The following is a 17,363-nucleotide window of genomic DNA, read 5'->3' on the forward strand; positions in this document are numbered from 1 at the left end:
TGTCGTCCAGCCGTCGTCCCATTTCCCAATGATTGCGCATTTTCGACCATGAGCCAATTGTCGATTTCGTACCAAATCGCATCGACCATGGCTCATCGGTCAATCGCGAGAGTCAAAAAGGACGGCCAGACCCAGTTCCCGTGCCAGCTCGATGATCGTCTCCATCAATTCATCATCTGTATCCTGCAAATAAGGCGCGTCCCTGCGAGCGGCCTCTATCGCCGCTTTGACCGAAACGATGTCGCCGTATCGCGCACTTCGAAGCTCTTCTGCCAGAAACGCCTTGGCGGTACCGACAGGTCTTATTGCCCATCTGGCGATGCTCATGCGGCTCCCTCCCATGGTCACCTCAGCTTCATTTTGATCCTGTCCAAGGTGCAGATCAATCGATGGTACGATTCCGTACGGAGCTGCCCAACCGGTTGGAGACAGCCGTGTGACGAACGCCTTGGCCAGGTTTTCGGCGTCTCTCTGGGGTGAGTTGGGGCGAAATCGCCCGGTGGGACCGGCCTTGCGGAACCATCGCTCAGCATGGGGGTTTCTTCAAAATCTCCCTCGAAGAATGCAAGGAGCGACCATGCGCATGTTGACGATAGCTGTCGCGCTTTCCGGGGCGGTCACCATTCAGCCCGTCTACGCCCAAACTATCGGACCGCAGCTTCCCCAGGTGACGCCACCGCAGGGCGAAGCGCAGCCGGAGCTGGCGCCGCCCGATCCAGGCTCTGCCGGTTTGAATTTCACCGGCGTCGCCATTGTCGCCGTCGAGGATTTGCCGGACGAAATCAAGGCGCAGGCCGATGCCGTGATTAACCAGACCAGCGCCGAAGATTTGCTTCGCCTGCAAAGCTCCGTCGATGCCTCACCTCAGGCGACGTCGGCTTTGAGAGCGAATGGGCTCAATTCCTCGCAGGTTGTCGCTGCAAACATAGATGGCGATGGCACGCTGACGCTGATCATTCAGACGACGACTTGAGGCATCGAACCATACGCATCACTGAATCGACGAAATGCAGTCGCGGAGAGCAGCAATGGTCGAAGCCGCCGTTCGCAACTTCACCATCAATTTCGGGCCACAGCATCCCTCCGCCCATGGTGTTCTTCGGTTGGTGCTCGAACTGGACGGCGAGATCGTCGAGCGTGCCGATCCGCATATTGGCTTGCTCCATCGAGGCACCGAAAAACTCATAGAGCACAAGAACTATTTGCAAGCGCTGCCCTATTTCGATCGGCTCGACTATGTCGCGCCGATGAACCAGGAGCATGCGTTCTGCCTCGCCGCCGAAAAACTGCTCGACATAACAGTTCCAAAGCGTGGGCAGCTTGTCCGTGTTCTTTTTTGCGAAATTGGCCGGCTTCTGTCGCATCTCCTCAATGTCACGACCCAGGCCATGGATATCGGCGCCCTGACGCCGCCGCTTTGGGGATTTGCGGAGCGCGAGAAGCTGATGGTCTTTTACGAGCGCGCCTCCGGCGCTCGCATGCATGCGAATTACTTCAGAATCGGCGGCGTGCACCAGGATTTGCCTGCGAAGCTTCTCGACGACATCTGGGCTTTCTGCGATCCGTTCCTCAAAGTCTGTGACAACCTCGACGATCTGCTCACCGGCAGCCGCATCTTCAAGCAGCGCAATGTCGATGTTGGTGTGATCGGGCTGGATGATGCCTGGCGCTGGGGGTTTTCCGGCGTGATGGTACGCGGATCGGGCGCGGCATGGGATTTGCGCAAGGCACAGCCATACGAATGTTACCCTGACATGGATTTCGACATCCCCGTCGGCAAGAACGGAGACTGCTATGACCGTTATCTCGTCCGTATGGAGGAGATGCGCCAGTCGGTGCGGATCATGAAGCAATGCCTGGAAAAACTGCGGTCATCCGAAGGCCAGGGGCCGGTCGCGATTCCGAACCAGAAGATCACGCCGCCGCGGCGCGCCACGATGAAACGCTCTATGGAAGCGACCATCCAGCATTTCAAACTTTATACCGAGGGGCATCGCGTGCCGGCGGGAGAAGTCTACGCCGCGGTTGAAGCGCCAAAGGGAGAATTCGGCGTTTATCTGGTTTCTGACGGGGGCAACGTCCCTTACCGGTGCAAAATACGTGCGCCATCTTTCGCCCATCTGCAGGCGATGGATTTCCTGTCTCGAGGGCACATGATCGCCGACGTTGCCGCGATCATCGGGTCGCTCGACATCGTGTTTGGCGAGATAGATCGTTAGTCCTCGGCAGGTTGCGCGCTTGCCCCGCGATGCAGAAATTCCCTCTCATGCGTGGACGGGAGGCTCTTCATTCTCGTCGGGGTTGGGCAGCGGAGTCTCGTCCGGAAGCGTTTCCGGTTCGGGTTCCTCGATCGGCTCCGGCTTCCATGTTGGAGGCGGCACGGGCATATCGCGATTTGGGTCTGGCTGTCTTGGCTGTGGCATCTAACTATCTCCGTTCAGTTGGAACAACTCGTCCGCCGTGGCATGGTTCCTGGCAGAATCCAGCCATCGAGATCGTTGCGCCCTCAAGGCAGGCGCACGTTGGTCCGCCCACGGATGCCGGCGCAAAAGTTGCAGATCGTTCGGAACCGGTCGGATTTTCGAGCCGTTGTCGTCGAAATCGACCAAGGAGAAGCGTGATGAAGGACAAGTCAGGAGATATCGACCATACACTGCCGCAAGTCGCCATCGACGATCAGCAGGTGCGACAACTGGCCGCCACGACCGATTTGCCGTCCAGGCAGGCACGCGAACTGGTGCGCCGTCACGGCAACGATCCCCGCAAGCTGGAAGAGTTGGCGAGATCGATCAACGCCACCAACTGAGTCCAGGCCAATGGGCATCGACGGCGCAAGCCGTTGGCATCAGATTTCCAGCAAGGCGTAGGGGCGGCCGCCAGGCTTGGCCACATGCATGGCGACGTTGTAGACCTTGGCTCCGCCAGGCGTTTGGCCTTCGTAAGAACCGCGATGTGCATGACCGTGCACGACAGCACTGACCTGAAATCGATCGATCGTTTCGGCCAGACGTGAAGAGCCCAGAAACGGAAATATTTCCAGCGGTTCTCCCGCGACGGTGTCGGCAATCGGCGCGTAGTGAAGGATCACCAGCGTGCGCTTGGCCCGCACCTGGCGCATCGCATTTTCAAGTCGCATTGCCTCGTTCACGCTTTCCGCGACCATCGTCTTGATCGCCGGTTCCCCGAATGAGCCGAGCATGCGTGACCCGAAGCCGCCTATGAATCCCTTCACGCCGACAAAACCGACCTCCTCGATTTCGACTGTCTGCCCGTCGAGGAGGTGAACATGCGCCTGCCGCAGGATCTTCGTGACGTCTTCCACCGCACCGGACTCGTAGTCATGATTGCCGAGGACTGCCACAACCGGGATCGAGCAGTTGCGCAGATCCTCGGCCAGCATCTCCGCTTCACGAGGCTTGCCGAGATTGGTCAGATCTCCCGTGAGAACGAGAATGTCCGCTTCGCTCGATATCTCGCCGAAGAGGTCTCGATACGAGTTTTGTGCATCTTCCCGCACATGGAGATCCCCGACCGCGGCAACTTTGAGTGCGCGTGCGCCGTCCTTGGGCGCGCTGCTCTTGACGGGATCAGCCATCACGGAATTCTCCCACACCACCGACGCCGGCGAAGCCCCATTCCTTGACGTCGATCTCGTAGTCGGTTTGCGAAAGCAGCCGCCCACGGCAGATCTTCATCCTTGGAGACGGCAATTGCCGTTGCTTGGCGAGGCGGTCGAGCAATTCATCGAGCAACCACGCCGGGATATGATCCCGCTCGCTCGGATAGATCCATCTGAAATTGATAAGCTGCATCAACAGAACCTCCCAATGAACCTCCAGATAAGAAAGCAGCCGGTGCCAATCGATCTGATCGCCCGCCTTGAGAATCGTATGAGCGATATCGGCGCCGTCGTGTCGCCCTCTGTCCTGGATAAAGCATTTGGACCAGATGAGTTCGGTCGGGCCGATGATCCGCACCCTGCTGCCCAACAGCTCGGTTTGGCGGGCGTGTTCCAGCCACAGGTCGCCAACAGGCACCGTGCCGTTGGCCGAGCCGAAGATGACGTCGAAGAAATGCGTGCCCTTGAACACCTTGCCGAGCCACCGGTCGTCCTCGATTTCGACGGCATATCCAAGCTGCTTGAAATGGGCGAGGATCCGCGCGTAGTCGCCTGCCTTGCAGAAGATATCGAGGTCCTTGGTCTGGCGGGTGACACCCGTATAGGCGCTTACCGCGTAGGTCCCGGCGACCAGAAAGGGAATGTCGGTGGCGGCAAGCTCGCGGATTGCTTCGGTATAAAATACCTCCGCCTCGGCATTTTTGAGCGTCGGCGCCGCCTTTGCGTCAATCATGGGAAGCGAGACCAGAACGTTTTCAGGCAATGGGCCATTGGTCATGAAACGATGACTCCGAATCCGGCAACCGGCAGTCGCCCGCTGTGGTAACAACGTGAACCCCGCCTGGTTCCGCTACCGGGCGGCCAGCCAAAGGTTCATTCTCGTCACGTACTGGAAATTTCGGGATCGCGCCTGCCGATCCAAGCCCGGCCCAACGTCATCGCCGGCGCAAGTCTCTATGTCGCCTCGAAATCGGCCCATGCCGCCGCCAATGTCCCATTGGCCCAAATTTGAAACACCCCGTGGGTGCTCGATCTCGATCGTTTTGGGGTTTATTGGGCTTACCCAATCGGGCACACAAAGCTGAAGCCGAGGCGCTTGATCTAACCGCAGCCGATCGGCGTGCGCCAAGCCACTATCAGGACCATAAAGGCATGACCCCCTCGCCTCCCTTTCTCGGCTTTCCCGACCGTCTTGCAGATAGCCACGTCCCTCGTGCGGTAATCTTCGGGGCCGGTCACGGCAGCACCTATCCCGGCAGGGACAGCAGCGGCTATGCCTTGGCCGCCAACGCCATCCGTGCTGCCAGCCAGGACGATGCCGCATTCGTCGAGCACTGGGATTTCGATCTTGGCGGCCCGCTGTTCGACGGCAAGCCGGCCTCTTGCATCGACGCCGGCGATATCTTGACCACCATGCATGACAATGCCGGCAACCGGGCCAGGATCGAGGCAAAAACGCGCGAGATCCTGACGTTGCCGGCTGTGCCGATCCTGATCGGCGGCGACTGTTCCATGACCATTCCCTTCCTCGCCGGCTTTGCAGAGCACGGGCCGGTCTGGGTCCTGCAGGTCGACGCCCATATAGACTGGCGCGACGAGGTTCATGGCGAACGCCACGGCTATTCGAGCCCGATGCGCAGGGCAAGCGAGATGCCGCATGTCGCCGGCATGGTGCAGGTCGGTCTGCGCAGCGTCGGCAGCGCGCGCATCGCCGAAATCGAAGCAGCCCGGCGCTATGGCAGCCGCTTCGTGACCGCCCGCGAGGTTCATGCCCAGGGCGTCGAAGCCGCGCTCCGGCATATTCCGAAAGCCGCGCGGGTCGTCGTCACCCTCGACTGCGACAGCCTTGATCCAAGCATCATGCCGGGCGTGGCGGCGCGTACACCCGGCGGCCTCACCTACACGCAGGTAATCGACCTGATCGCCGGCCTCGGCAAACGGGCCAGGATCGCAGGATTCGACCTTGTCGAGTTCTATCCTCCGGCCGATATTGACGGCCTGTCAGCGCGGACCGCCGCGCGCCTTCTCGTCAATGTGGTCGGCACCGTCGTCCGGCAGGTTTGATGTCAAAATCCCGCTCTTCGCCGCAGAGCGGCCCAAAAGCGCGTGAGCGAGCTTGCGGTTGAAATGCCCTTTTTGGCACCTGGGTATTCGATCCTGCCTCGTCCGACCGGCTCGTCGCTCCAGACCAGGTTGAAAGCAATGCCCTTGAGCCCAAGCTCCCCGATCCGGCGTACGATCGTCTCCTGCAGATAAATATCGGATATTCGCACCCCGTCGGCACGCTCGGGCAGCTTGAATATCTCGGTACCGCCGATTGCGTCCGCTCGAAGGACGAGGCTTTCGATCACCATGATGCCGCCATCGTCAAAGCGAACGATCTTTGAACGTTCCTCGTCCAGCGCATCGATCACGGTGGTGACATTGAAGAGCGATATTGGCTCGTCAGCAGGAAGCGGCAGGAATTCACCGTACGGTTCGAGGGTTGGCCGAAGCAATTTCGACGCCCTCGCCCGCAGGATGAGCACATGCTCGCCAAGCCATGGAAAATCTGAATATTGCCGGAGCGTACCGTCGTCGTGTTCGCGCAGGATCTCCATCCTGGGCGGATGCCATTGTGTCTGCTTCCGGCCGCAGAGCGTCGAAAACAGCTGGTAGTCGTCCGCCTGCCGAGGAAGGACCCATTCCTGTCCTTCGATCACGCTCAGGACATAGATGTTCATCCGGTCCCCCGCACATCATCGCCTTGGTAGGTTCGGCCTGCTGCGCTGCTCTTCGCGCGCGTTCTCACCGCTGGCCCGCGACGGCCATTTGCGGCACCGGCGGCAATTCGGGTGCATCCATCCCTTTGAAAGGGTCACGCCAGGCGTCGATGTCTTCAAGTCGACGGTACCAGCGGCTGACAGAGGGATAGTCGTCGAGCGGCAGTCTGGCGGCGTCGTTGAACGGTAGGAAGGTCGCCATTCGAAAATCGGCATAGGAAACCGAATTGCCGACCAGCCACTGCCGCTCGGCAAGCACGGCGTCGAGTATTGCCGCAGCCGTATGGAATTGGTTCAGGCCCTCCTCCACCCGCTTCTGATCGATCGGGCCGATGCCGTACCGCTGTTTCGTCCCACGTTCGAAATGCACCGTGTCGCAAGCGAGTGCGAAGTGCTCTTTGCCCCAGCTGAGCCACCGGATCATCTCGGGTTCGTCATCGCCGGTACGCCAGAAATCCGAATGCGCGTGGCGCGACAGCCTGCAGGCTATGGCGTCTGCCTCCCAGAGGCTCTTTCCCTCATCATCCACAAGGATGGGCAGTGAGAGGTTGGGATTTAACCGGCGAAATTTCTCCATTTGCCCGGCAGCGAATGGCGAGGCGAATTCGAAGTCCAGTTTCGTTTCGAGATAGCGTGCGACCGCGACCGCCAATCGAGGATTGGGATTGCGGCTGAAGTACAGCTTCATTGGGCACCGACGATCTGGGCGACCACGCAATAGTCGATCATGAGCAGCCTCTATGCAGCTTCGAAGTCAGCCCAAGCGCCCATGTATCCCAATGGATTGGGCTCGCCTTTCATCATCGTTTTTCGCCAAGCTTCCTGCTCGGCATTCATCAGAGCCAATTCCCGAACACAGGCAATAACAGGTCTCTTAACCGTGTCCATCGGTTCGGTTGCGGAATACAGCTTCCGATAGATGTGCTGACAAAGCACCGAACCCTGTATCCACCAGTGAGCTAAGATGGACACACCGAGCTCACCAGGATGAATGATCACAAAGCCCATGCCATTCTCGTCACCCTCGTCCGCCACACGCGGCAGAACCTCCTGTCGCACGAATGACTGCGCCAGAGTCGCCATGGGTTCGTCGATCTTTTTGTTGTCTGCGACGAGACCATAGACTTTGAGCTTGAGACCACCAATGTCCCATTGGCCCAAATTTGAAACACCACGTGGATGGTAGATCTCGATCGTTTCAGAATTCACTGAGCGCACTCCAATTGGCTATTGGCAGCAGACGTACCTGATAGCTCATCACGCGACTTGCACCCGGCGCGATCAGCATCAGGCCTGGTTTGTCGACAAAATCACCATCGAAATCCACCGGGCTTGCAAGGCCGTGCCAGGGTTCGATGCACAGGAACGGCGCGCCGCCCGGCTTTGACCAGACGCCCAACTCCCGAACCCCTTGCCAGGACATCTCGATCGCCGGGCCACGCTCGGCGGCATAACGCACGCTGGAGCTTGCGGGCTGGTCCATGATCACCGCGTCCTCGTCGAACAACCGCTCGGAGAGCGGGAGTATGTTGCCTTCGACAGGCGTCGGCTGTGGCGTTTTCAGCAGCAGTCCGTCCTTAAGGCGGCGGATCGGCGCCGGCTCATCATCGGCAAAGATCAGCCGGTAGTCCGTCTTGGCCTGATCCGGCTGCAAGGGCCAATTGAATGCCGGGTGCGCCCCGATCGATGCCGGCAGGAGCTCATCACCAGTGTTGGTGATGTCGAAAGTCACATCAAGCTGCTGGCGGACCAGCGTGTAGGTCACTTCAAGCCGAAAGGCGAACGGATAGCGCGCCCGGGTGTCGACATCGTCGGTGAGCACCAGCGTGCAGGATCGCGGCCCCTTCCGCGCCCAGGCAAACGGCTTGTCGCGCGCGAACCCGTGCTGCGTCATTGGATAGGTCCGGCCGCGATGGCGCAGATGATCGCCCGCCAGCCGCCCTACGATCGGGAACAGCACCGGCGAGTGACGCCGCCATTCCGGCCCCGCCTGCCACAGGAATTCGAATCCGTGCGCATCTTGCAGCGAAATCAGTTCGGCGCCCTGCGCAACGATGGTCGCCGAGATACCGTCGCCATGAAGCGTTTGGCTGTCCTGTGCCACATTTCCTCGCGGGTTGTTGTTGAAGGCCGGCGCGGTGGGCAGACTAGCAAAAGCGCTTCGGGACTCAAGGTGCAGCCTGGTTCTGCAGGAACGAATTGTGGCCGGAGGATCTCCCTCCGGCCACCTCTCCGCATCAAGAGCAATAACCCTCGCTCTTGCCCACAGCGGATAGTCGTTATTCGCGTTCGCCGGTGAAATTCAGCAGCAGCTGGAAGATGTTGATGAAGTTCAGATAGAGCGAGAAGGCGCCGAAGACGGCAAGTTTCTGGCGCGATTCCGCGTCGAAATTCTCGGCATACTGTTCCTTGATCGTCTGCGTGTCCCAGGCGGTCAGGCCGATGAACACGGCGATGCCGATCACCGAGATGGCGAACTGCAGCGCGGTCGAGCCGAGGAAGATGTTGACGATGCTGGCGATCACCACGCCGATCAGGCCCATGATCAGGAACGACGAGAACTGGGTCAGGTCGCGCTTTGTCGTGTAGCCGTACAGGCTGGTGGCGCCGAACATGGTGGCTGCGATGAAGAAGGTGCGCGCGATGCTGGTTCCGGTGAACACCAGGAACACGGAGGCGAGCGAGAGGCCCATGACCGCGCAGAAGGCCCAGAACATCGCCTGGGCACTCGCCGCGGACATGGTCTGCATCTTGAACGAGAACAGCATGACGAAGGCGAGCGGTGCCAGCATCACCACCCATTTCAGCGGGCTGGAGAAGATCGGCACGTAGAGCGCCGGCGTCGACGAGATCATGAAGGCGACGAGGCCGGTGACCACCAGGCCGACACCCATGTAGTTGTAGACGCGCAGCATATGCTGGCGCAGGCCCTCGTCGAAGACGGCTCCGGTTTGGGCGCCGGCGCCGACGCGATATCCCAGATTGGGGGTGTTCATTTGCGTTCTCCTTTGTGGATCGATCAGTAGAGCGTCTTGGCGAGCGTCTCTGCGGCGCGGTCGAGGTCGTGGACCTCGCTTCGTCCGACCACCGCATAAGCCACATCGCCGATCTGGAAATAGGCCGATGAAATGTCGCCCGAGGGCGCGATCGTCGGCTTGACAACGTCGAAGGTTCCAGGCCGGATCGCAAACAGCGACACCAGCCCCATGTCTTTCGTCTCGACCGCCATCTCGACGCTCGGACCAAAGCGGGACGGATAGATCTGCACGTCGCGGACCTTCCAATCCTTGGGCAGCGACGGCATGACGATGGCGGTCGCGGCGCGAATCTCGCCGGCGTTGTAATTGGGCGCCTCGGGCTGCGACGGCATGCTCTCGCGCACCAGCGTGGTCCTGTGGGCCCGCACTGCGTCGTCGACATAGGCGGGCGGCTGCGGCGAGGCGACGACCTTGGTCACCGACATCGGCCCGATGATACCGTTCGCCAGCCACCCGGCGGCGACGAAGACAGCAACCACCGCGGCGCGCTGCAGCACACCGAAGATGCGGCCGCGGGCAAGCCCCCTCTCCAGCCGCCGCGCGGCATCGGCGGTCGCGGGCCGTGCCATGCCTTTGGAGCCGGCAAGCGCCACGCGCAGTTCATCGCGGGTCCTGAGATCCGACATCACGCGCGCCGCCGCCTCCGGGCGAGCGGACAAGAATGCCTCCACCTCGATGCGGCGGGTGACGTCGATCTGGTCGTCGACATAGGCGTCGAGGTCGATATCCGTCACGGGATCGACAGTTGCGGTCATGAAGGGCCTCCAACGATCCTGAGGTGGTTTTTTGCCTTCGCCGGCTCCTCCATCTCGCGCAGTGCGGCGCGCGCCCTGCCGATGCGCGACATCAGCGTGCCGAGCGGCACGCCGCTGGCATCGGCGGCCTGCTGGTAGGAGAGGCCTTCGATAGCGACGAGGTGCAGCGCTGAACGCTGTTCTTCCGGCAGGCTGAAAAAAGCCTGGCGCACCTGCGCCAGGCGCACCGAATGTTCCTGTGGTGCCGGCGTGCTGCCGTCGGCCAGGTATCCAGCCTGTTCGACGCGCGACGCCTCGGACTTGCGGGCCCGCATCCTGTCGATGAAGGTGTTGTGGACGATCGACAGCAGCCACGCGCGCAGGTTTCCGCCGGAGCGGAAGGTGCTGCGCCGCTCATAAGCGCGCACCAGCGCGTCATGGACAAGGTCCTCGGCGTCGGTGCTGTCGCGCGTCAGCGAGCGCGCATAGCGGCGCAGCGAACCGAGCTGTCCTATGATGTCAAAGCGTGGCATCGGCGGTTTCATGTCCTGTTTACGGAGCATGTGGGGATTTTAATCCCTGCCCTGCCAATTTTTCCTTTGGAGGACATCGTTCGAATGCAACGATTGTTGCCGGCATCAATCTTATCATCGGCATCGCCACGATGTGCCATGCCCGGTGGATCGTGCCTACTTCACACGCCTCTTCTCCAGCTTCCGCGCCAGCGTCCGGCGGTGCATGCCCAGCCGTCGTGCCGTCTCGGAAATGTTGAAGTCGGCCTCCACCAGCGTCTCGTGGATGCGCTCCCATTCGAGGTTCTTTATCGAGGTTGGCCGCTCGGCGAGCGGCACCGAAACATTGCCCTCGACCTGGCCGAAAGCCGCTTCAATGTCGTCTGTATTGGCGGGCTTGGCGAGATACTGGCAGGCGCCGAGCTTGATCGCCTCGACAGCGGTGGCGATGCTGGCAAAGCCGGTCAACACGACGATCCGCATTTCAGGATCGTGTTCGTGCAGCGCCCTGACGCACTCAAGGCCCGAGCCGCTGGCAAGCTTGAGATCGATGACGGCATATTGGAAGGCAACGGTGCCGATCAGCGCCTGCACGCCGTCGACGCTCCGGCAGCTATGCGTTTCGTAATCACGCCGTTCGAAAGACCGGCGCAGTGCGTTGGCAAAGGCGATGTCGTCCTCGACGATCAGCAGCGTGCGTTTAGTCGGCATTGTGCCCTCGCGGAGACAGAGCAGCCAGCGGCAGATGCAACGTAACCGAAGCTCCCCCTTCGGTTCTGTTTCTTACGGTGACGCTACCCCCCAGCTTGCGGATGACATTGACGACCAGAAACAGGCCGAGCCCGCTACCTGGCCGGTTCTTGGTCGACGTGTAGGGCTTGCCGAATTCAGCAAGCATGGTTTCTTCAAATCCCCGTCCCGCGTCGACAACTTCGATGATGAGATCGTTCGCGTGGCGGCTGACGATCAAACCGACCCATAGAGGCGACGCTTCAAGTGCGTTGTCCAGTACATTGAACATCACCTGTTTGAGCGCGGGATCGGAGACGATCTCCTGGTTGGCGCCGAAACGCCTGGTGTATTCGAAACCTTGCGGCAGCCGTGTCGACTTCCATTCGGCCACCAGCTCCGCCAGAAAGGCATCGACGGAGGTGCGAACCGTGCCTTCGCCGCGCAATTCGCCCGACGACATCAGGATTCCCGAAACGATCTTCTTGCAACGGTCCAACTGGCCCTGCATCTCCCGGATTTCCTGCGCCAGATCCGGATCGGCCTCGAGAACCGGCATGCGCTGCCAGTCGTTGAGGATGACGGAAAGCGTAGCCAGCGGCGTGCCTAGCTCATGCGCGGCGCCAGAGGCGAGCAGGCCCATCCTGACGATGTGAGCCTCCTCCGCCGATTGCTGGCGCAAATCCGCAAGATGAGCGTCGCGGGTGCGAATGTTGTTCTGGACCCTGGTGATGAACAGCACCAGAAGCGTTGCCGCCAGGACGAAACAGATGAACATGCCCTGAATGTGCAGGCTGAACAGCCCGGCACCGTGTGCGGCGGGCAGGCTGATCTCACGGTAGAAGGTGGTCAGCGCGATGAAGCACGTGCTTGCAATGAGGACAAGCGCCCAGACCGACCATGTCTCCAGCAGTACCGCGCCCAGGATGACCTGGAGCAGGTAAAGCGAAATGAAGGGATTGGACGCGCCGCCGCTCAGGTAAAGCTGGACCGTCAACGCGGTGACGTCGAGCAGCAGTCCAAGAAACAGCTCGGTGTTGGTGATCGCGTCCTGGCTGCTGTGCCGGCGCAGGCTGGCGACGTTGAGAGCGATCAGCAGCAGGATCACCACTGCCATCGGCACCAGCGGCAGCCCGATGCCAAGCGCGTAGCGGACGAACAGGATCGTCACGATCTGACCGCCGACCGCGATCCAGCGCAGTTGGATCAGAAGCAGAAAATTCTGCTTGTTGGTCTTGTCGTGCAGCGTCATTGGGCCGGGAGGTCCCCAGCCCTGGCCAAGCAGGTCACTCAAGCGGGAGTCCGATCCAGGCGCTGGTTGAGCCGCAGCGCCAGCAGCGTGCATAGCGCTCCCGACAGCAGATAGGCGCCTGACGAGATCAGCCCGAAATGGGCGGACAGGAACAGGGCGACAATGGGGGCGAAGCCGGCGCCGAACAGCCAGGCGAGATCCGAGGTCAGCGCAGCACCTGTATAGCGGTAGTTCTTTGAAAAATTCGAGGCGAGTGCTCCCGAAGACTGGCCGAACGACAGGCCGAGCAGGACGAAGCCCAACACCATGAAGACGGACTCTCCGACGAAGCCGCCATCGAGCAGCTGTGGCGCGAAACCGCTGAACACGGCAATGGCCACCGCCGAGCCTCCAAGCAAGGGCCAGCGCCCGACCCGGTCGGCAACGACGCCCGAGATCGCGATTGCCGCCAGGCCGAAGAAGGCTCCGATCGTCTCGATGACCAGGAACCGTGCCGGTCCCTCGCGCGTGAACAGGAAGATCCAGGACAGAGGAAACACCGTCACCATGTGGAACAGGGCGAAGCTCGCCAGCGGCGCGAAAGCGCCGAGCACGACAGTGCGCCCTTCGGCGCGCAACGTCTCGCGGACGGAAGTCGGCTCCAGTTCCTGGCCTTCGAACAGTTTGGTGTATTCCGGCGTCACCACGATGCGCAGCCGCGCGAACAGGGCGACGACGTTGATGGCGAAGGCGACGAAGAACGGGTAGCGCCAACCCCAGCTGAAGAAGTCTTCAGCCGACAGGTTGCCGACGAAATATGCAAACAGGGCACTGGCGACGATGAGCCCGAGTGGCGCGCCCAGCTGCGGGATCATCGCATACCAGCCGCGACGCTTTTCGGGGGCATTCAACGCCAGCAGCGAGGCAAGTCCGTCCCATGTCCCGCCCAGCGCCAGTCCCTGACCGATCCGGAACATGGCCAGCAGCCAGGCCGAAGCCGGGCCGATCTGGTCGTAACCGGGCACGAAGGCGATCGACACGGTCGAGGTCCCCAGCAGGAACAGCGCGATGGTGAGCTTGGCGCTACGTCCGTAGGCGCGGTCGAGCGCGGTGAAGATCGCCGTCCCGATCGGCCGCGCGATGAAGGCAAGCGCGAAGATGGCGAAGGAGTAGAGCGTGCCGGTCAACGGGTCGGCATATGGAAATACGAGCTTGGGGAAAACGATGACGGAAGCGATCGCGTAGACGAAGAAGTCGAAGAATTCCGACGTCCTGCCGATGATGACGCCAACGGCGATTTCGCCGGGCTTCACCTCATGATGCCGCGCATTGATCCGTCTTGCGTCGGCTTCGATCTTCGAAGTTGGGCTCACAGCATTCTCCGTCGCCCCGCCGCGGTCTCATACGATCGCTTGCCATGTGCGCGGGCCAGATGCTTTGATGACGCCTGCCGCGTCATTGCGGCATTGGACAAATTGTCCAATGCCTTCATCGCCGCGGTACGGTTAGCACTGGGGGGAACAACCGACAGGTCATACATTGAGCCGTCTCCGTACCCTTTTCCTGCTGCCCCTGCTGGCATCGCTCGGCTCCTGCAGCATGGTCGTCCTGAACCCTGCCGGCGACGTCGCCGAGCAGCAGCGTGACCTGCTGATGGTGTCCACGGCACTGATGCTGATCGTCATCATACCGGTGATGGCTCTCACCATATTCTTTGCCTGGCGATACCGCCAGTCCAACCGCGAGGCGCGCTACGAGCCGGATTGGGACCACTCGACCCATCTCGAACTCGTCATTTGGGCTGTGCCGCTTCTGATCATCATCTGCCTGGGCGCAGTGACCTGGATGGGCACCCACCTGCTCGACCCCTATCGTCCGATCGGACGTGTAGCGGCCGGCAAGCCGCTGCCGCCGGACGTGCGCCCGCTTGAGGTCGAAGTCGTCGCGCTCGACTGGAAATGGCTGTTCATCTATCCGGAATACGGCGTCGCCGTGGTCAACGAACTGGCTGCGCCGGTCGACCGGCCGATCAGCTTTCGCATTACCTCCGCATCGGTGATGAACTCCTTCTACATTCCAGCACTGGCCGGCCAGATCTATGCGATGCCGGGTATGGAAACCAGGCTGCACGCCGTCATCAACAAGTCCGGCGACTATGAAGGGTTCTCTGCCAATTACAGCGGCGCCGGCTTCTCGGGAATGCGCTTCGCGTTCCACGGCCTCGACGATGCCGGTTTCCAGGCATGGATCGCGAAGGCAAAGGACAGCGGCGGCAAGCTCGACCGAAACGGCTACCTGGAGCTCGAACAGCCCAGCGAGAACCAACCCGTGCGCCACTATGCGGCGGTGGATAGCGATCTCTACAAGGCGATCCTCAATATGTGCGTCGAGCCCGGCAAGATGTGCATGAGCGAGATGTCGCAGATCGATGCCAAGGGCGGTCTGGGGATGGCCGGCATCCGCAACACCCTTCCGCTGCTGTACGACAAGTTCGCCCGGCGCGGCACGATATTCGGCCCTGCCCCATCCTATGTCGCCAGCATATGCACGACCGAAGAAGCACTGGCCGCTTCGAAGGCTGATCAATCCGCCACGCCGATGACCTCGACGCCGATAGTCGGCGCTGGTCTGCAACGGCCACTGCCCCTGTCGATCCGACTGCCGTCACCTTCCGCAACCGGCACGCTTCGGTCGCCCTTCAACTCCTGAGGCGCCACGCAAGACATGTTCGACAATCCTGCTCTTCTCAAGGCGATCTTCGGCCGGCTTACGCTCGAGTCGCTGCCGCTGCACGAGCCCATCGTGGTCGCGACCTTCATAGTCGTCGCGCTGGGCGGCATCGCCCTCGTCGGCGCGCTGACCTATTTCAAGCTCTGGGGCTATCTGTGGCGCGAATGGTTCACCAGCGTCGACCACAAGCGCATCGGTGTGATGTACATGGTGCTCGGCATCGTCATGCTGCTGCGCGGCTTCAGCGACGCCATCATGATGCGGCTCCAGCAGGCGATGGCCTTCGGCGGTTCGGAAGGCTATCTCAATTCGCATCATTATGACCAGATCTTCACCGCGCACGGCGTCATCATGATCTTCTTCGTGGCGATGCCGCTGGTGACGGGCCTGATGAATTTCGTCGTCCCGCTGCAGATCGGCGCGCGCGACGTGTCGTTTCCGTTCCTCAACAATTTCAGCTTCTGGATGACGGTCGGCGGCGCGGTCATCGTCATGATGTCGCTGTTCGTCGGCGAATTCGCGCGCACCGGCTGGCTCGCCTACCCGCCGCTGTCGGGTATCGGCTACAGTCCCGATGTCGGTGTCGATTATTATATCTGGGCGCTGCAAGTGGCGGGCGTCGGCACGCTGTTGTCGGGCGTGAACCTGGTCTGCACCATCGTCAAGATGCGCGCGCCTGGCATGACCATGATGAGAATGCCGATCTTCACCTGGACCGCGCTCTGCACAAATGTGCTCATCGTCGCCGCCTTCCCGGTGCTGACGGCGGTGCTGGCCCTGCTGGCTCTCGACCGCTATGTCGGCACCAACTTCTTCACGAACGACTTCGGCGGCAATCCGATGATGTACGTGAACCTGATCTGGATCTGGGGCCACCCCGAGGTCTACATCCTGATCCTGCCGGCCTTCGGCATATTTTCCGAAGTGACCTCGGCCTTCTGCGGCAAGCGGCTCTTTGGCTACACCTCGATGGTCTACGCAACCATCGTCATCACCATCCTGTCCTATCTCGTCTGGCTGCATCACTTTTTCACCATGGGGTCGGGAGCGAGCGTCAACTCGTTCTTCGGCATCACCACGATGATCATTTCGATCCCGACAGGCGCCAAGATATTCAACTGGCTGTTCACCATGTACCGCGGCCGCATCCGCTTCGAACTGCCGATGATGTGGACAGTCGCCTTCATGCTGACCTTCACCGTCGGCGGCATGACCGGCGTGCTGCTCGCGGTTCCGCCGGCCGACTTCGTGCTCCACAACAGCCTGTTCCTGGTCGCGCATTTCCACAACGTCATCATCGGCGGCGTGCTGTTCGGCCTGTTTGCCGGTATCAGCTACTGGTTCCCCAAGGCATTCGGCTTCCGGCTCGATCCGTTCTGGGGAAAGATGTCCTTCTGGTTCTGGGTGGTCGGCTTCTGGTTCGCCTTCATGCCGCTGTACATCCTCGGCCTGATGGGCGTAACGCGCCGGCTACGCACCTTCGAGGATCCCTCGCTGCAGATCTGGTTCATCATCGCCGCTTTTGGCGCCTTCCTGATCCTGCTTGGTATCCTGTCCTTCCTCATCCAGATCTTCGTCAGCGTGCGCCGGCGCGAGCAGCTTCGCGACGACACCGGTGATCCGTGGGACGGGCGTACACTCGAATGGGCAACCTCGTCGCCGCCCCCGGCCTACAATTTCGCCTTTACGCCGGTCGTCCACGATCTCGACACCTGGGCGGACATGAAGAATCGCGGTTACCAGCGTCCGTTGACGGGCTTCCACGACATCCACATGCCGCGCAACACCGGAGCCGGCGTCATTCTGGCTGGGTTGAGCGTGGTGCTTGCCGTGGCGCTCATCTGGTACATCTGGTGGCTGGCGATCGTGAGCTTCGTTGCTCTGATCGGCTACGCCATCGCGCATACCTTCAATTACGACCGGGACTTCCACATTCCGTCCAGCGACGTCACCCGCGTCGAGGACGAGCGGACACGCCTGCTCGCAGCCACCAGCCAGGCGGGATGAG

The 17,363-nt window shown here is 61.1% G+C and carries 19 protein-coding genes; 6 read left to right on the top strand and 13 right to left on the bottom strand.

Features of this window, described 5'->3' with window-relative positions:
- Positions 1-99 precede the first annotated feature (99 nt).
- Positions 100-327: a hypothetical protein gene (locus EN990_RS06775; RefSeq protein WP_013531524.1), complete on the bottom strand. Its 228-nt coding sequence runs from the start codon at positions 325-327 to the stop codon at positions 100-102.
- A gap of 250 nt (positions 328-577) precedes the next feature.
- Here EN990_RS06775 and EN990_RS06780 point away from each other — a divergent pair, with 250 nt between their 5' ends.
- From EN990_RS06780 to EN990_RS06795, 3 genes are all read left to right on the top strand, one after another.
- Positions 578-973, top strand: a complete 396-nt coding sequence (locus tag EN990_RS06780; protein ID WP_013531523.1) for a hypothetical protein — start codon at positions 578-580, stop codon at positions 971-973.
- Positions 974-1,028: 55 nt separating this feature from the next.
- A complete protein-coding gene (locus EN990_RS06785; RefSeq protein WP_063168035.1) occupies positions 1,029-2,219 on the top strand; it encodes an NADH-quinone oxidoreductase subunit D in 1,191 nt (396 codons plus the stop codon).
- A gap of 401 nt (positions 2,220-2,620) precedes the next feature.
- The gene (locus EN990_RS06795; protein ID WP_013531520.1) at positions 2,621-2,806 is read left to right on the top strand and encodes a hypothetical protein; all 186 of its coding nucleotides are present in this window, start codon (positions 2,621-2,623) and stop codon (positions 2,804-2,806) included.
- A gap of 39 nt (positions 2,807-2,845) precedes the next feature.
- Here the strand turns inward: EN990_RS06795 and EN990_RS06800 are convergent, their stop codons facing one another.
- Both EN990_RS06800 and EN990_RS06805 read right to left on the bottom strand, forming a co-directional pair.
- Positions 2,846-3,595, bottom strand: coding sequence for a metallophosphoesterase (locus EN990_RS06800; protein WP_013531519.1), 750 nt, complete (start codon positions 3,593-3,595; stop codon positions 2,846-2,848).
- On the bottom strand, positions 3,588-4,397 hold the full coding sequence (locus EN990_RS06805) for a nucleotidyltransferase family protein (protein ID WP_063168036.1): 810 nt from the start codon (positions 4,395-4,397) through the stop codon (positions 3,588-3,590). Before EN990_RS06805 ends, EN990_RS06800 begins: the two co-directional genes overlap by 8 nt.
- Before the next feature lie 374 nt (positions 4,398-4,771).
- On the opposite strand from EN990_RS06805, the gene EN990_RS06815 reads away from it, so the two are divergent.
- Positions 4,772-5,683, top strand: coding sequence for an agmatinase (locus EN990_RS06815; protein ID WP_127368598.1), 912 nt, complete (start codon positions 4,772-4,774; stop codon positions 5,681-5,683).
- Between the two features lie 2 nt (positions 5,684-5,685).
- Here the strand turns inward: EN990_RS06815 and EN990_RS06820 are convergent, their stop codons facing one another.
- The 10 genes from EN990_RS06820 to EN990_RS06865 form a co-directional block, all read right to left on the bottom strand.
- Positions 5,686-6,342 (bottom strand): DUF1629 domain-containing protein, encoded by a 657-nt coding sequence (locus EN990_RS06820; RefSeq protein ID WP_127368597.1) that lies wholly within the window; start codon positions 6,340-6,342, stop codon positions 5,686-5,688.
- A 64-nt stretch (positions 6,343-6,406) separates the two neighbouring features.
- Positions 6,407-7,069 (bottom strand): glutathione S-transferase family protein, encoded by a 663-nt coding sequence (locus EN990_RS06825; protein WP_127388261.1) that lies wholly within the window; start codon positions 7,067-7,069, stop codon positions 6,407-6,409.
- A gap of 50 nt (positions 7,070-7,119) precedes the next feature.
- A complete protein-coding gene (locus tag EN990_RS06830) occupies positions 7,120-7,590 on the bottom strand; it encodes a hypothetical protein (protein ID WP_127368596.1) in 471 nt (156 codons plus the stop codon).
- Positions 7,580-8,485 (bottom strand): aldose 1-epimerase family protein, encoded by a 906-nt coding sequence (locus EN990_RS06835; RefSeq protein WP_127368595.1) that lies wholly within the window; start codon positions 8,483-8,485, stop codon positions 7,580-7,582. Before EN990_RS06835 ends, EN990_RS06830 begins: the two co-directional genes overlap by 11 nt.
- A gap of 175 nt (positions 8,486-8,660) precedes the next feature.
- On the bottom strand, positions 8,661-9,377 hold the full coding sequence (locus tag EN990_RS06840; RefSeq protein ID WP_027163483.1) for a Bax inhibitor-1/YccA family protein: 717 nt from the start codon (positions 9,375-9,377) through the stop codon (positions 8,661-8,663).
- Positions 9,378-9,400: 23 nt separating this feature from the next.
- Positions 9,401-10,174 (bottom strand): anti-sigma factor, encoded by a 774-nt coding sequence (locus EN990_RS06845; RefSeq protein ID WP_013531511.1) that lies wholly within the window; start codon positions 10,172-10,174, stop codon positions 9,401-9,403.
- Positions 10,171-10,716, bottom strand: a complete 546-nt coding sequence (locus EN990_RS06850) for a sigma-70 family RNA polymerase sigma factor (RefSeq protein ID WP_082827403.1) — start codon at positions 10,714-10,716, stop codon at positions 10,171-10,173. The genes EN990_RS06845 and EN990_RS06850 overlap by 4 nt, the downstream gene beginning before the upstream one ends.
- A gap of 126 nt (positions 10,717-10,842) precedes the next feature.
- A complete protein-coding gene (locus tag EN990_RS06855; protein ID WP_127385009.1) occupies positions 10,843-11,376 on the bottom strand; it encodes a response regulator transcription factor in 534 nt (177 codons plus the stop codon).
- Complete coding sequence (locus EN990_RS06860; RefSeq protein ID WP_024505204.1) at positions 11,366-12,688, bottom strand: ATP-binding protein; 1,323 nt, start codon at positions 12,686-12,688, stop codon at positions 11,366-11,368. The genes EN990_RS06855 and EN990_RS06860 overlap by 11 nt, the downstream gene beginning before the upstream one ends.
- A complete protein-coding gene (locus tag EN990_RS06865) occupies positions 12,685-13,998 on the bottom strand; it encodes an MFS transporter (RefSeq protein ID WP_024505203.1) in 1,314 nt (437 codons plus the stop codon). The genes EN990_RS06860 and EN990_RS06865 overlap by 4 nt, the downstream gene beginning before the upstream one ends.
- Before the next feature lie 166 nt (positions 13,999-14,164).
- Here EN990_RS06865 and cyoA point away from each other — a divergent pair, with 166 nt between their 5' ends.
- A complete protein-coding gene (gene cyoA, locus EN990_RS06870; RefSeq protein ID WP_027163479.1) occupies positions 14,165-15,334 on the top strand; it encodes a ubiquinol oxidase subunit II in 1,170 nt (389 codons plus the stop codon).
- Positions 15,335-15,349: 15 nt separating this feature from the next.
- Positions 15,350-17,362 carry a cytochrome o ubiquinol oxidase subunit I gene (gene cyoB, locus EN990_RS06875; RefSeq protein WP_024505201.1) on the top strand — a complete coding sequence of 671 codons (2,013 nt, stop codon included), beginning with the start codon at positions 15,350-15,352 and terminating at the stop codon, positions 17,360-17,362.
- Position 17,363: the final 1 nt, after the last annotated feature.

It is taken from the genome of Mesorhizobium sp. M7A.F.Ca.US.005.03.1.1 (assembly GCF_003997975.1).
Classification (GTDB): Bacteria; Pseudomonadota; Alphaproteobacteria; order Rhizobiales; family Rhizobiaceae; genus Mesorhizobium; species Mesorhizobium ciceri.

Excerpts from the sequence above, each read along its gene's own strand:
- EN990_RS06795 (WP_013531520.1), top strand. The coding sequence starts at position 2,621 with ATGAAGGACAAGTCAGGAGATATCGACCATACACTGCCGCAAGTCGCC.
- EN990_RS06825 (WP_127388261.1), bottom strand. The coding sequence starts at position 7,069 with ATGAAGCTGTACTTCAGCCGCAATCCCAATCCTCGATTGGCGGTCGCG.
- EN990_RS06815 (WP_127368598.1), top strand. The coding sequence starts at position 4,772 with ATGACCCCCTCGCCTCCCTTTCTCGGCTTTCCCGACCGTCTTGCAGAT.
- EN990_RS06845 (WP_013531511.1), bottom strand. The coding sequence starts at position 10,174 with ATGACCGCAACTGTCGATCCCGTGACGGATATCGACCTCGACGCCTAT.
- EN990_RS06840 (WP_027163483.1), bottom strand. The coding sequence starts at position 9,377 with ATGAACACCCCCAATCTGGGATATCGCGTCGGCGCCGGCGCCCAAACC.
- cyoB (WP_024505201.1), top strand. The coding sequence starts at position 15,350 with ATGTTCGACAATCCTGCTCTTCTCAAGGCGATCTTCGGCCGGCTTACG.
- EN990_RS06855 (WP_127385009.1), bottom strand. The coding sequence starts at position 11,376 with ATGCCGACTAAACGCACGCTGCTGATCGTCGAGGACGACATCGCCTTT.
- EN990_RS06800 (WP_013531519.1), bottom strand. The coding sequence starts at position 3,595 with ATGGCTGATCCCGTCAAGAGCAGCGCGCCCAAGGACGGCGCACGCGCA.
- EN990_RS06850 (WP_082827403.1), bottom strand. The coding sequence starts at position 10,716 with ATGCTCCGTAAACAGGACATGAAACCGCCGATGCCACGCTTTGACATC.
- EN990_RS06785 (WP_063168035.1), top strand. The coding sequence starts at position 1,029 with ATGGTCGAAGCCGCCGTTCGCAACTTCACCATCAATTTCGGGCCACAG.
- EN990_RS06805 (WP_063168036.1), bottom strand. The coding sequence starts at position 4,397 with ATGACCAATGGCCCATTGCCTGAAAACGTTCTGGTCTCGCTTCCCATG.
- EN990_RS06775 (WP_013531524.1), bottom strand. The coding sequence starts at position 327 with ATGAGCATCGCCAGATGGGCAATAAGACCTGTCGGTACCGCCAAGGCG.
- EN990_RS06780 (WP_013531523.1), top strand. The coding sequence starts at position 578 with ATGCGCATGTTGACGATAGCTGTCGCGCTTTCCGGGGCGGTCACCATT.
- EN990_RS06820 (WP_127368597.1), bottom strand. The coding sequence starts at position 6,342 with ATGAACATCTATGTCCTGAGCGTGATCGAAGGACAGGAATGGGTCCTT.